Raw genomic sequence first — 13,260 nt, forward strand, 5'->3', positions numbered from 1 at the left:
TCATATCATGATTGGGTTTGACCAATTGCGTTATTTGACGCATCTCCTGAAAACAGCTAAGTATTCCTTGAAAGCAGGAGGGCTTGCCTGGTTTCTAGCCGTTTTACTCATTGCTCCCTCCGTGTTGGCGCAGATAGAGCTACCGACCCTGATCGCATCGGGATGGGGCGTTCCCAGTGGCAATCGCAGAGGGGGTGGGCAGCGGGCGGGCAGTTGCCCTAATGTCAATATTCCGTTGACAGCCCTCGTGCCACTTCAAGATGATAACGGCACTCTGGTTGCTCAAGGCTCAACTGCCTCTGATCATCCCACCCTGTGGTTTTATGTCCCTTACACTATTGGGGATGCGATGACCGCTTCACTCTGGCTTGAGGAACCTGAACCGGGCAGCGACCCCTCCGCCGATCGCATCTACTACACTCAACGCGAGATTCTGTCCCTGCCTCCAACCCCCCCTGGAATTGTCAGCATTCAACTCCCCAGAAGTGAACCCGCTCTCACCGTCGGCAACACCTATCGTTGGCTGTTAGTGGTGACATGCGATGCGAGTGATGCTTCCAGCAACAAAGTAGCAGAAGTTGAGCTATCACGGATTGCATCTGATTCAACCGTGTCAGTTGGTAATACTGCTTCCTTGGAAAGCCGACTGAATGCCTACCGACAGGCAAGGCTCTGGAGCGAATTCATTACCGCTTTGGGAACAGCGTATTGTCAATCCTCCAGCAGACCACTAAATACTAACAGTGTGGTTGCCACGGAATGGAGTCAAACCTTGCAAGAGATTGGACTGGAGGCGATCGCCACACAGTCCGATGTGACCTGCTCTGCTCGGTAGGGGTTGATGAGGGGAAGGGGTGGTGGTCAATGGTCAATGGTCAAGGGTCAATGGTCAATGGTCAATGGTCAAGGGTCAGAGGGTGGGGGTCAAAGGAAAGTCAGTTTGATGTTTCTCCCATACCAGAAGACCAGGGTGGGGAAGTTCAAGGTTAGGTAGTGTGTTTCTCGCTAAATACTGAAGGTGCTTATGTCTGCGATCGCCTCTCGTCTATGGTTCCTCGGTCTTATCTCCTGCGGAGTGTTGCCACTGCTCGCTTCAGTTCCAGTGCAAGCGCAGTCGATCAGGGCCGAACCGAACAGTGCCGGAACGGTGGTTGACCAGAATGGCAATCGCTTTACCATCACCGGGGGAACGCAATCTGGCAGCAATTTATTTCACAGCTTTGAACAGTTTGGCTTGAGTGCCGCAGAAATTGCTTCCTTTGTTTCCCGTCCTGACATTCAAAACATCTTGGGACGGGTTACCGGAGGGCAAGCCTCACTCATTGATGGTTTGCTGGAAGTCACCGGGGGCAACTCTAATCTGTATCTCCTAAATCCCGCAGGCATTCTATTTGGAGCTAATGCTCGGCTGGATTTACCTGCTTCCTTTTATGCCACCACTGCGACTGGCATCGGCTTTGGCAACAACACGTTTAACGCGGTTGGTTCTAACAACTACGCGGCACTGATCGGTAATCCTGATAGTTTTGCTTTTACCCTGAGTCAAGCGGGAGCCATTGTCAATGCAGGCAACCTGGTTGTGAATCCTGGTGAAAGTGTCGGTCTTATTGGTGGAACGGTCGTCAACACAGGCACTATTTCCGCACCGGGAGGAACGATTACCTTAGCGGCGATTCCCGGAGCAAATCGAGTCCGAGTGAGTCAGATAGGGAGTCTGCTCAGTTTAGAACTAGAGCCACCGGACGGCAGTTGGGATGGCATCAATCCGCTGCCCTTTACGCCCCTCTCTCTGCCAGAACTGCTAACCGGAGGAGACATTGCCACGGCAACGGGTCTAGTCACCAATCCCGATGGCACAATTCGACTGAGTAGCACTTCCGTTCCCATTCAACCCGGAACAGCAATCACCTCTGGAACCCTCAATACCGCTACAGACGCGACCATCAGTACAGACGCGATGAATCGCGTCTCTGCGGTTCCCCAGATTAATGTTCTGGGCGATCGCGTGGCTTTGTTGGCAGCTAATCTGAATGCCTCGGCAACTAACGGGGGCGGCACGGTTCGGATTGGTGGCGACTATCAGGGACAGGGAAGCGTGTTCAATGCCTCCCGCACCTTTGTCAGTCAAGATTCTACGATCACCGCAGATGCGTTAGAGAGTGGCAATGGCGGACGGGCGATCGTCTGGGCAGATGAAACCACTCGCTTTTTAGGCACGATTTCCGCCCAAGGGGGACAAACCGCTGGAGATGGCGGTTTTGTCGAAGTGTCAGGGGCACAAAACCTGCTGTTTGAGGGCTTGGTGAATGTAGGAGCTACTAACGGTCAATTGGGAACGCTATTACTCGATCCCACGAACATCACGATCTGGGATAGCACTGATAGTCCAGGTGTGACAGCAGCACTTCCTGATATTTTTGCGGCTGACTTGCCAGGGGATGTTTTTATTAACAGCACAACATTAGCAGGTCAAACCGGAAATATTATTCTGGAAGCGACCAATGACATCACGATTCGGAATGTAGCGGGTGGGGGGATTGCGCTAAACTTTGTGCCCGGTGGTTCCATTACGTTTACGGCTGATTCAGATGGATCTGGGGCTGGCGATTTCATCATGAATGCGGGCAGTTCTATCGATACAGCCGGACGTAATATTACAATTTCTGGAACCAATCTGACCCTGACTAACCTAGAGACAGGATCAAATGGTGGAAATGCGCCAGGGGGAGTGATCACCCTCACCGCAACTGAGGACATTACTGTAGACGGTCTGTCCTCGGCTAACTTTCCAATTACAGGAGATGCGGGCGATGGAGGAGCCATCACGCTCAATGCAGGCGGCGACATTACTATATCGCCAGTGATAGGAGTAAGATCATTCTCCCAAACCAATGTTGCCAATGCAGGAGATGGAGGAGCGATTTCATTTACGGCGGGTGGCGATATTACAGTGGGGAACATTTTAGATTCCACTTCCTCAGGCGGCTTAAACTCAGGCGATGGAGGAGCCATCACCCTCACCTCAACAGCAGGCAGTATTACGACCGGAGGTGTAAGTGCCTCTTCATCTTCAAACTCTGGAACAGCGGGAACTGGGGGTGCTGTTACGTTTACTGCAACAGCAGGCAGTATTACGACCGGAAGTGTAAGCACCTTTTCATCTATAACTTCTGGAACGGAAGGAACTGGAGGTGCGATCGCCCTCACTGCAAGAGATAGTGTCACCGCTACTTCCCTTTTGAGTGACAATACCGACATTACCCTGACCGGAAATGAGATTGACTTTGATGGTTTCTCTGGGCAAGACAATAACATTACCCTTCAACCTTTTAGCCCTGATCGGGCGATCGCCATTAATGGTGTCACAGACAGTGGCACTGCAACGTTAGATCTCTTAAGCAGCGAAATTAGCTTGCTCTTCTCGATTAGGACGATCACGATTGGTAGAGAGGGAGGGAGTGGCACAGTCACCGTTAATACTGGCTCTTATATTGGTCCCTCCAACCTACGAGGAGCTTCTACTTTAATCAGCGTTGGCGATGCAATCTGGCGCATTGATGGAACGAATAGTGGAACGCTTGATAATCTTTCTTTTACCTCCGTGCCAAATCTGCGTGGAGGTGACGGTAATGATACATTTACTCTCTTCAGTGGAGGGAGCCTCACGGGAACCATATCGGGAGGGGGTGGAACCAATACCTTAAGGGGGGGCAGTGCTTCTCCTGGTTCTGGTGATAATAACTGGGTGATTACAGGTTCAAATGCTGGCTCTCTCAATGGCACTGCCTTTACCGAGTTTCAGTCTTTAGAGGGTTCATCAGGAGCCGACTCTTTTGAATTTAGAAGCAACACACAATTTACAGGCAACATCAATGACAATGGTGGCGTATTGCGACTAACAGGCGATACGGTAAATTTGACAGGCAATATCACTGCCTTTAATAGCCCTCTAACAATTGAAGCGAGCCAGGGCAACATTAATGTAAGAAATATCACGACTGGTAGCAGCACGGGTGGGTCAATCACGCTTACCGCTCGCAGCGGCGCAATTACAACAGGTAACTTAAGCACAGCCGCTAGTACCAGTGGTGGCGCGATTACTATTATTGCCAGAGATGCCATCACCATAAGCACGATTGATACAAGCGGCAACAGTGGCAATGGGGGAAATGTTACCCTTGACCCCAGTGGCGATATTCAAGTCACTTCCATCAATGCGGATGGTGGCACCAGCGGCAGAGGGGGAACGGTCGATATCACGACAGGGAGGTTTTTCCGGGCAACAGGTTCGTTTACGAATCGCAATGGTTTACTATCAAGCATTTCTGCGGCTGGGGGAACTGGTAATGGAACGGTGATCATTCGCCATGGGGGCAATGGGGCAACACCGTTTGTCATTGGTGCAAACTTTAGAGGCAGCGATCTGACTGGAATTAATGGCACAGCTGCTGCGATTACCAATGGAACTGATACTTTTAGCGTTGGAGAGTCGTTTAACAGCAGCATCACACGCGGCAATCTGCAACTGATCACAGGAGGTGACGGCTCAGGGGGAGATGACCCAGATGAGTGCGACTTCATCGATTGCGGGGATGATGATGATTACGATGACGAGGAGTATGACTACGAAGAGGAAGAGGAATATTACATTGAGGAACCGCTAGCCCGCGAAAGCCTGCTTGCCATTCAACAGCAAACGGGCATTAGACCGGCTCTGATTTATGTCAGTTTTGTGTCTACTGATGTGCCGATCGCCACTACCTTTGAGCGACAAGAAGCGATCGCCACACAGCAGTTTGCCAGTCACCTCGATCGCCCCAACCCAACTCAACCGCCAACCTTGGCGATCGCCCCTCAAGATACCGATGAACTGACGCTTCTTTTAGTCACCCCCGATGGAGAAAACATCTATCGTCGAATCCCCGGTGTGACTCGTGCCGAAGTGATTGAAGCCTCTCAACAACTACGAGCCGCCGTGACCAATCCTCGACTAGTCCGGACTCGCACCTACTTGCCTGCGGCAAAACAACTCTATGACTGGATGATTGCCCCTCTGCAAGCTGAACTGCAAGCCGAAGAAATTAAAAATATTGGTTTCATTCTGGATTCTGGATTGCGAACCATTCCTCTGGCAGCATTGCACGATGGGCAGGGTTTCCTGATTGAAAACTACAGCATTGGATTAATGCCTAGCTTGAATCTGGTGGATACGCGCTATGAAGACATCCGCGACAGTGCGGTGTTAGCCGCTGGAACCTCAGACTTTCGGGGGTTTGGGCTTGATCCACTGCCAGCGGTTCCAGCCGAAATAGAGGCGATTTCTAACCTGTGGGAAGGGCAGACCAGCACCCTAGAAGGCAATCAGTTTACGATCGCTCAGTTACAAGCGGCACGGTTAGAGCGTCCCTTTGGCATTGTGCATTTAGCAACTCACGGTGAATTTGTTCCCGGCAATCTGGCAAATTCTTACATTCAGTTCAGCGATACTCGCCTACGCCTTGACCAGATTCGGACGTTAGGCTTTAACGATCCTCCCGTTGAACTCATGGTCTTAAGTGCCTGTCGTATGGCATTGGGGAGTGAGACGGCAGAACTGGGCTTTGCTGGATTAGCGGTTCAGGCAGGTGTTAAAACGGCTCTTGCAAGCCTCTGGAGTATCAGTGACGAGGGCACCTTAGGGTTGATGACCGAGTTTTATGAAGAGTTGCGTACTCAACCGATCAAAGCAGAAGCACTCCGTCAAGCCCAACTGGCAATGGCAGAAGGTCGAGTACGGGTTGAAGGCGATCGCCTGGTCTTGAGTAGCACGGATGGTGAAGAGATCGCTTTGGATCTACCCGAAACCCTGGATGGTCGTGGCGATCGTGATTTTATCCACCCCTATTACTGGGCAGGTTTCACACTAGTGGGTAGCCCCTGGTAATCTCAAATTGGTATTACTCCAACCTGATTGATGTTGATGAATTTCCTCGATTGCTATAGCAGTACTCACTAAGGTTAGAACGGGGTACAGGGATGGAACCCCTGGCTTGGGGCGCAGCCCCCACACCCCTTATGTCCTAATGCATATGCGTAGGGCTGTACAAGCAAAAATTCGGCACAATGGGAATATCTTTTGGCTGTGACAGGTTATGGGGAAACAGAAGCAGGCTGTCAAACAACTGGATTATTGCCAGACGAACGCATCCGATCAGATCGTTCCTAACCCTCCTGTTTTAAGGAGTTTGGGCTGGTCAGGGATGCATTTTGAACTGCATCAACAACCGATCTTTGCGACTGATGAACACCACCACACAATGCATGTGTTAGCTTGTGGGGTGATTGGTTCAGCCCGCCAAAATGCACCGGGGGCGCGATCGCTCGATGGTAAGCGATCGCATGAAAGACGTGGTTCCAGCGACATTGCTATTATTCCAGCCGAAATCACGCATTCCTGTAGTTGGGATACTCCGGCTCAATTTATGGTGTTGGCAATTGACCCTATCCTTTTGAAACAGGTTGGACAGGATTGGGTAAACCCTGACCGAATTGAACTACTACCCCGGTTTATGAGTGACTCAGATGCATTCATACACCATATTTTTTCAACCTTGAAAACAGAAGCTGAGATCGGAGGAATGGGAAGCCGTTTGCTGGTTGATAGTCTTAAAACCGCATTAGCGGTTCATCTCTTGCGGAACTATTGCGCTACTCGCCCTAAACTCTCCAGTTATGTCAATGGGTTGCCTCAAAATACACTAACTCTTGTAAAAGAGTATATCAATAGCAATCTTCATCAAGATTTGAGATTAGATGAGCTTGCGGCGATCGCGCAACTCAGTCCCTATCACTTTATCCGATTGTTTAAGCAAAGTTTAGGAATTACACCTTATCAATACATTTTGCAGTGTCGATTGAAGCAAGCAAAACATCTTTTGCAACACAGCGAGTTAAGCATTATTGAAATTGCTCATCGAACGGGTTTTTGTGATCAAAGTCATTTAACTCGTTACTTTAAACGCATACTGGGTGTTACACCTAAACAATTGTTGCAGTCAAGATAGAAATTTTAGATGGGTGTTTTTTGATGAATTATACGCATCGAGAAGTTTGGCAATCTCTATTTGGATAGTGCTTCAAAGAATAAGTTCGATATTGGATCGGAGCGGGTTTTGCCGTCAAATCCATCGCAGGATGTAGGTGATTGGCTAAATCTGCCCGTACAGGTTTGGGATTTATAGCCGTAGCCACATTCGATGGGGCGGAGGCGAGTCAGAAAGCTCCTCTAGACTAAGGGATTAAGCCATTGCCGTTGCCTTAAGCTTTCTAACCAAAGCTATAACCCTGGATCGCTAAATTGCCTTTTCTGCTATACCTGTAAAGACAAATAGAGTTTGATTAGCGGGTGGGGAGCCGTTTCACCTCGATAGCGATGTAGCCCAACGCCCATGTCTCCAGTGGCGGTTAGGCGATAAATGATTTCCTCAAAGTTGGCCTCCCGAAAATGTTTGCGAACAATTTCGGGATAGGCAATTCCATCCGCGTAGGAACGAGTCCACAACACGAAGGCATCTGGTTTTGCCAAATACTTCAGATTGCCAATTAATCGCTGTAACTCGGCTTCATCTGGTAAGTTGCCAAAAACTCCACAGACTAATACAATATCGGCTGGAACAGCCCCAGCATAAGCATTAGAATAAGTCGCGTCTCCATTCACAAAGGTGATCTGGTCGCTTAATCCTGTGGTGGCGATCGCCTGTCGCCCTCGTTCCACTAATTGAGGATTGAGGTTAACTAATCGAGCTTGAATATCATGAACGCGAGGATGGTTAGGAATTACACCCAACAAATCTCGTCCATCTCCAGCACATACACTCACAATGCGTATAAGACCCGGTGGCGCATTATCTAAGCTGGTTTTGATGTGCTCCTGCACGATCTCTAAACGTTGTTGTAAGCGTTGATCACTCTGATACAAATCGTGCCACTCAAACCAATCTTTTGGCATAATATTTCCTCTCAGAGGATTAGGGAAATGATTGTTGAAATTATGTCTTGTTCGTACAGCATCTAAACTGTTCTTCCAAAAGGCGACTCACTATCCTGCTTCAACAAAGTTTGTTTGAACCACAGTATCTACGCCTACACGGCGTTGCTGAATGCAGATATGATTCTCAAAAACTGACCACCGCTGTAAGGGCGTTTCGCGAAACGCCCCTCCGAAATTCATAGATTGGCTCAGCAACACCTGTATACACCAAGAAAGGATTGGGAGGGGTGCATTTGTTGTGTTCTGGCAAGGATAACGTCAGAGTGGAATGGACTCAGAGTGCAGGCAGTAACAAAGCCCTGGAATTGCTCAACAGCCGCAGCATCGATTTTGGTTCCACTACAGGAGCCGCTGCACTCATTGGAAAGACGAACGGCAACCTCATCCAATCTATCTATGTTGATTCCAAGCCGGAATGGACGGCATTATTTAGCGACGCACTGCCCCGGCAGCTATCGGGTGGAATGGCACAACGAGTTGCGATCGCTCACGCCCTAGTCACGAAGCCCATGACATTATTGTTAGATGAGCCGTTTACCGCGCTGGATGTCTTTACTCGTGCTACGCTTCAGGATCATTTGCTGGATATCTGGAATGACGATCGCCCCACGTTGATTTTGGTAACACATGACATCGAAGAGGCACTGGTTCTCAGCGATCATGTTATTCTATTGCGACCCAATCCAGGGCAAATTCATCGAGAGTTCACGCTTGATCTGCCCCGTCCACGCAGGCGCACAGACGCTCATCTGCAACGCTGGAAAGAGCGGTTAGTAGATGAGTTGAATCTGTCGCTAATCGAGCGATCGCTCACTGAAGTCTAATTTTGGGGATGGTAGTGGCGGTTGAAACCGCTGCTACACAAGCGAAACTTGCCTTCGCAGGTTACTCAAATGATAGTCTCTGGTAGTCCGCGTCGGCGGACTTAGCGCAAATAGCCGCGAATTCATTCGCCAAGCTGAATCAGTCCTAGCTTTACTCCTACCCATCTCTATGTCTTCTCTCGTCACACCCGTCACTCCATCTCACTCTACAGCTGACCATTTTGCGATCGCTGATGAACTCGTGCAGGAATTTGCGGCTACAGCCGTACAGCGCGATCGCCAGGGAGGAACAGCCCAGGCAGAGCGCGATCGCATCCGCCAGAGCGGGTTGCTGAAGCTGATCATTCCTCAACCGTATGGTGGTTGGGGTGAAACCTGGGAGACAGCCCTGCATATTACACGTCGCTTTGCCACGGTTGATAGTTCGATCGCCCACTTGTTTTCCTACCATCATTTGGGAGTGGTTGCCCCGCATGTGTTTGGTAATCCAGAACAGGCACAGCGATATTACACGTTAACCGCTGAACGCAACTGGTTTTGGTGCAACGGGTTTAATCCGCTTGATCGACGAGTTGTGCTCACTCCGGATGGAGATGGCTTTCGTTTGAATGGAACGAAGAGTTTTTGTTCGGGTTCGGTTGACTCTGATTTGATCCCCGTGAGTGCGGTGCAGGAAGGGTTCACGACATTCCGTATTGTGATTGTGCCGACGCAGCGTGAAGGCGTTCTGGTCCATGGGGATTGGGATAACATGGGACAGCGACAGACCGATAGCGGTAGCATTAGTTTCTCGAATGTGCGAATTGAGGCAGACGAGATTTTGTCACCCATTCCAGAGGGAGAAGTCTTCAAAACATTTCGCTCTTGCCTAACGCAGGTCACATTCACCAATATCTATTTGGGCATTACTCAAGGTGCCTTTGAAGCCGCAAAACAGTACACTCAAACCCAGACTCGTCCGTGGCTCACCTCAGGAGTGGAGTCTGCTACGCAAGATCCCTACATTTTGCTCCATTATGGAGAGATGGCGATCGCCCTGGAAGCCGCTACCCTCCTGGCGGATCGTGCCACTCAACTGGTGCAGACCGCTTGGGACAAAGGCTATGATTTAACACCAGAAGAACGGGGTGAGTGTGCGCTGGCGATCGCTAAAGCGAAAGCGTTTGTAACTAAAACGGGACTCGATATCACCAGCAAAATCTTTGAGGTGATGGGCACTCGCGCTACGGCTGCGAGTTACGGATTTGACCGCTACTGGCGCAATCTCCGCACATTTACGCTCCATGATCCAGTGGATTACAAGATTCGGGCAGTGGGTAACTGGGCACTCAATCATGAGTTGCCGAAGCCCGATTTCTACTCCTGATCCATGCCGACGATTACCCTTCGCGATATTCGCCTGTATGACGAGGTTCATGGGGCGGGCGAACCGCTCCTACTGATTCATGGGTTGGGGGACTAAGGGTGTTTTGTGGAACGCCCCTAGTCATTGCTTTCTACTGGTCAGTTCTACGGCTCGGCAAGATGCAAAACGGCTTTCCCTAAGAAACGGCGATCGAGCAATTGTTGTGCCAGATCAGCAATTTGTGTCCAGGGAGCCTCTACAGAGATGTGGGGTTTGAGTTGCTCTGCGGCTACTAATCGCAGTAATCGCTGCAACCCAACCGATGCAGATTCACGCTTTAACTCATGGAACAGAATGAGACCATACAAACTCGCACCACTGCTCAATCCATAAAAGCGTTGAGCGTTAAATGTCACCTCATTGCCACCAGAGGTTCCAAACAACACAACCGTTCCATCAGATGCGATCGATCCCAACGCAGCACTGAGAGTTTTGCCACCCACCGACTCAACAACCAGATCATAGGGAGCGTATCCGCTATCGAGTGGTAAGTCTTCTGCAACCACAGTGAACTGTGCGCCTGCTTCTTTGACCAGTGCCTGCTGATCTGACTTACGAATGTGAGCGACTACCGTTGCCCCTGACAAGCGTGCCAGTTGAATCGCAAAGTTACCCACGCCCCCCGTTGCCCCTGTAATCAGGACAGATTTACCGAGGAGCAAACCACCCTGTTTCAGCGCATGATAGGCGGTGAGTCCTGCCACAGGTAGGGTAGAGGCTTGAGCAAAGGAAACCTGATCTGGCAGAGGAGCGATCGCATGGGTAGGGACTGCCACCAACTCACTCCAGGCACCTGATGACACAAAGCCCACGACTCGTGTCCCTGATGGGGGACTAGAACCATCTGCTGCTGGAGTCTCTATCACTCCTGCTAAATCCCAACCGGGTTGCCACCCTGCTTGAGCCGTGAGCGATCGCCTCACTTCTCCACGATTGAGAGAGACGGCTACAACTCGAACCAGAGCTTCATTGGGGGCAGGAATGGGGGCATCGACGTCTCTAAGTACCCACCGTTCCGAAGCATTGGGTTCAACTACAACAGCCCGAACTTTACCCATACACTTTATCTCCGTTAATGAGGCTAAATCAAATATTAAACGCGCGACTTAAAAGCGGGTCACAACAGGTTTTGCAGAGCCAGTTTCAAAAAGGATGTTTAAGCTGTAACCAGACTACGAGTATAGGTTGCAGAATTTCCTTTAATCGCTTCACTGTGTTTGCCATCGATGCTGACGGACAGATTGCCAACAAGGGTGACTCGTTGCACTCGACGGGGTTGCTTACCGTAATCGTCGATCGCATAGTGTTGGGTAGCGCGATCGCTCCTCCACCTCCGCTCCCCTACTTTCCTACTTCCCTCTTCTTCCCCCCTGCACGCTCCCATGCAACTCTTCTCAGGCAAAAAATCTACTGAAGAATCCGATCGCCCCCAACGCATCAACCCCAACCGCATTCGCGATCACCTCTCCATCAGCGCACCTACCTTGCCTGGATGCGAAGTGCGATCGCCTTGATGGGGTTTGGAGTACTGATTGTCCGTTTGCGAATTTTGCGCCCACCGCTTGCCCCTCAGCCTCCTGTCAATGGTTGGAAACTGGGTCTGGCATTTGCGATCGTGGGCTTGCCCATGGTGCTGCTCTCGACTCAACATTACTTTGGGGTGCGAAATGACATTAAGCAGGACACCTACGAACCGCCCGATCGCCGGGTTATCCTTTCCAGGATCACATTTTTAATATTGGGACTGGGAGTTGTCTATTACGTTTTTTCTGCTCCTTTAGACGCGCTCAACACCATCATCTTGGAATAGTCATTCGTCATTTGTTAATTGTCAATGGTTCATCTAGCCCATTGGCTACTGACTATTCACAATCGGCTACTGACCACTGACCACTCACCATTGACTATTAACCATTGACCATTAACCACTCACCACTGACCATTAACCATTAACCATTGACCATTGACCATTAACCATTAACCATTAACCATTAACCATTAACCATTAACCATTAACCATTAACCACTCACCATTGACCATTAACCATTAACCATTAACCACTCACCATTAACCACTCACCATTGCAATTATTAAAGAGTGTTATTTCAGATACCAATTTTGTTTGCTGTTCCACACAATAAAGTGATACACAGCCAGGAGTAAGTGTCTGAACGTCTTAGAATTTTCTTTATTAGTATGGGTTGGCTCGTTCCTGGCAGGGTTCCTCGGAGCGTTAACTGGCTTGGGCGGCGGGGTAGTCATTGTGCCATTGCTGACCTCAGTTTTTGGAGTGGATATCCGCTATGCGATCGGCGCATCCCTCGTTTCTGTCATTGCGACCTCTTGTGCGGCGGCATCCACTTATATTCGGCAGGGCTACGCCAACTTAAGACTGGGAATGTTTTTGGAAGTGGCAACCACGATCGGGGCTATTATTGGCGCATTGTTAGCAACCCTGATCTCGATCAAGCTATTGACGGTGGTGTTGTCGATCGTCCTTTTGTATTCTGCATACCTGGCGCAACAACCCCGCTGCGAGGAGGCAACCGATGTTGTAGAGGAACCTCTAACTCAACAATTACAACTACACGGCACTTACCCTACACCGGATGGGTTAATGAGCTATCAGGCTTACTCAGTGCCATTGGGGTTTAGTTTGATGGCGATCGCAGGTGTATTGTCCGGCTTACTAGGAATTGGTTCTGGTGCGTTGAAGGTGCTGGCGATGGATCAGGTAATGCGGTTGCCATTTAAAGTATCAACCACTACGAGCAGTTTCACCATTGGCGTAACAGCTGCCGTCTCGGCAGGAGTCTATCTGGCACGGGGGTACATCGATCCCGGATTGTCGATGCCCGTTATGTTGGGGGTGTTTCCGGGGGCTTTGCTGGGGGCAAAAGCGTTAATGGGCACAAAAGTGAGTGTCTTGCGAATTGTGTTTAGTGTCGTGCTGGTTGTGATGTCATTCAAGATGGTTTATAACGCTTTTGGGGGGGTGTAG

12 protein-coding genes are annotated in these 13,260 nt (G+C 49.9%); 9 read left to right on the plus strand and 3 right to left on the minus strand.

The features are described 5' to 3' along the window. The first annotated feature begins 7 nt into the window (after positions 1–7). From H6G89_RS19275 to H6G89_RS19285, 4 genes are all read left to right on the plus strand, one after another. Positions 8–835 carry a DUF928 domain-containing protein gene (locus H6G89_RS19275; protein WP_190509385.1) on the plus strand — a complete coding sequence of 276 codons (828 nt, stop codon included), beginning with the start codon at positions 8–10 and terminating at the stop codon, positions 833–835. Between the two features lie 29 nt (positions 836–864). Beyond that, positions 865–990, plus strand: a complete 126-nt coding sequence (locus H6G89_RS35785) for a hypothetical protein (protein WP_255519455.1) — start codon at positions 865–867, stop codon at positions 988–990. Positions 991–1,024: 34 nt separating this feature from the next. Further along, positions 1,025–5,923, plus strand: coding sequence for a CHAT domain-containing protein (locus H6G89_RS19280; RefSeq protein ID WP_190509387.1), 4,899 nt, complete (start codon positions 1,025–1,027; stop codon positions 5,921–5,923). Between the two features lie 208 nt (positions 5,924–6,131). After that, positions 6,132–7,043 carry a helix-turn-helix domain-containing protein gene (locus H6G89_RS19285; protein WP_190509389.1) on the plus strand — a complete coding sequence of 304 codons (912 nt, stop codon included), beginning with the start codon at positions 6,132–6,134 and terminating at the stop codon, positions 7,041–7,043. 305 nt (positions 7,044–7,348) lie between these two features. Here H6G89_RS19285 and H6G89_RS19290 read toward each other — a convergent pair whose 3' ends face one another. Then, the gene (locus H6G89_RS19290; RefSeq protein ID WP_199336811.1) at positions 7,349–7,987 is read right to left on the minus strand and encodes a class I SAM-dependent methyltransferase family protein; all 639 of its coding nucleotides are present in this window, start codon (positions 7,985–7,987) and stop codon (positions 7,349–7,351) included. 305 nt (positions 7,988–8,292) lie between these two features. Between H6G89_RS19290 and H6G89_RS35125 the strand changes: the two genes are divergently transcribed. Both H6G89_RS35125 and H6G89_RS19300 read left to right on the plus strand, forming a co-directional pair. Then, a complete protein-coding gene (locus H6G89_RS35125) occupies positions 8,293–8,853 on the plus strand; it encodes an ATP-binding cassette domain-containing protein (RefSeq protein ID WP_199336812.1) in 561 nt (186 codons plus the stop codon). Positions 8,854–9,022: 169 nt separating this feature from the next. Beyond that, positions 9,023–10,219 (plus strand): acyl-CoA dehydrogenase family protein, encoded by a 1,197-nt coding sequence (locus H6G89_RS19300; protein ID WP_190509391.1) that lies wholly within the window; start codon positions 9,023–9,025, stop codon positions 10,217–10,219. A gap of 143 nt (positions 10,220–10,362) precedes the next feature. Here H6G89_RS19300 and H6G89_RS19305 read toward each other — a convergent pair whose 3' ends face one another. Together H6G89_RS19305 and H6G89_RS19310 are read right to left on the minus strand one after the other, a co-directional pair. Further along, positions 10,363–11,316, minus strand: a complete 954-nt coding sequence (locus H6G89_RS19305) for a zinc-binding dehydrogenase (protein ID WP_190509393.1) — start codon at positions 11,314–11,316, stop codon at positions 10,363–10,365. A gap of 98 nt (positions 11,317–11,414) precedes the next feature. Further along, on the minus strand, positions 11,415–11,642 hold the full coding sequence (locus tag H6G89_RS19310; RefSeq protein WP_190509395.1) for a hypothetical protein: 228 nt from the start codon (positions 11,640–11,642) through the stop codon (positions 11,415–11,417). Between H6G89_RS19310 and H6G89_RS35790 the strand changes: the two genes are divergently transcribed. The 3 genes from H6G89_RS35790 to H6G89_RS19320 all read left to right on the plus strand — a co-directional run bounded on the left by H6G89_RS35790 (position 11,641) and on the right by H6G89_RS19320 (position 13,260). Continuing rightward, the gene (locus tag H6G89_RS35790) at positions 11,641–11,772 is read left to right on the plus strand and encodes a hypothetical protein (protein WP_255519456.1); all 132 of its coding nucleotides are present in this window, start codon (positions 11,641–11,643) and stop codon (positions 11,770–11,772) included. The genes H6G89_RS19310 and H6G89_RS35790 overlap by 2 nt on opposite strands. Next, entirely contained in the window at positions 11,751–12,068 is a 318-nt protein-coding gene (locus tag H6G89_RS19315) for a YidH family protein (RefSeq protein ID WP_242060016.1), read from the plus strand. Before H6G89_RS35790 ends, H6G89_RS19315 begins: the two co-directional genes overlap by 22 nt. Before the next feature lie 403 nt (positions 12,069–12,471). Beyond that, a complete protein-coding gene (locus H6G89_RS19320) occupies positions 12,472–13,260 on the plus strand; it encodes a sulfite exporter TauE/SafE family protein (protein ID WP_255519459.1) in 789 nt (262 codons plus the stop codon).

The sequence above is a fragment of the Oscillatoria sp. FACHB-1407 genome (assembly GCF_014697545.1).
Taxonomy (GTDB): domain Bacteria; phylum Cyanobacteriota; class Cyanobacteriia; order Elainellales; family Elainellaceae; genus FACHB-1407.

Excerpts from the sequence above, each read along its gene's own strand:
- H6G89_RS35790 (WP_255519456.1), top strand. The coding sequence starts at position 11,641 with ATGCAACTCTTCTCAGGCAAAAAATCTACTGAAGAATCCGATCGCCCC.
- H6G89_RS19290 (WP_199336811.1), bottom strand. The coding sequence starts at position 7,987 with ATGCCAAAAGATTGGTTTGAGTGGCACGATTTGTATCAGAGTGATCAA.
- H6G89_RS19280 (WP_190509387.1), top strand. The coding sequence starts at position 1,025 with ATGTCTGCGATCGCCTCTCGTCTATGGTTCCTCGGTCTTATCTCCTGC.
- H6G89_RS19300 (WP_190509391.1), top strand. The coding sequence starts at position 9,023 with ATGTCTTCTCTCGTCACACCCGTCACTCCATCTCACTCTACAGCTGAC.
- H6G89_RS19275 (WP_190509385.1), top strand. The coding sequence starts at position 8 with ATGATTGGGTTTGACCAATTGCGTTATTTGACGCATCTCCTGAAAACA.
- H6G89_RS19310 (WP_190509395.1), bottom strand. The coding sequence starts at position 11,642 with ATGGGAGCGTGCAGGGGGGAAGAAGAGGGAAGTAGGAAAGTAGGGGAG.
- H6G89_RS19315 (WP_242060016.1), top strand. The coding sequence starts at position 11,751 with ATGCGAAGTGCGATCGCCTTGATGGGGTTTGGAGTACTGATTGTCCGT.
- H6G89_RS35785 (WP_255519455.1), top strand. The coding sequence starts at position 865 with ATGGTCAATGGTCAAGGGTCAATGGTCAATGGTCAATGGTCAAGGGTC.
- H6G89_RS19305 (WP_190509393.1), bottom strand. The coding sequence starts at position 11,316 with ATGGGTAAAGTTCGGGCTGTTGTAGTTGAACCCAATGCTTCGGAACGG.
- H6G89_RS19285 (WP_190509389.1), top strand. The coding sequence starts at position 6,132 with ATGGGGAAACAGAAGCAGGCTGTCAAACAACTGGATTATTGCCAGACG.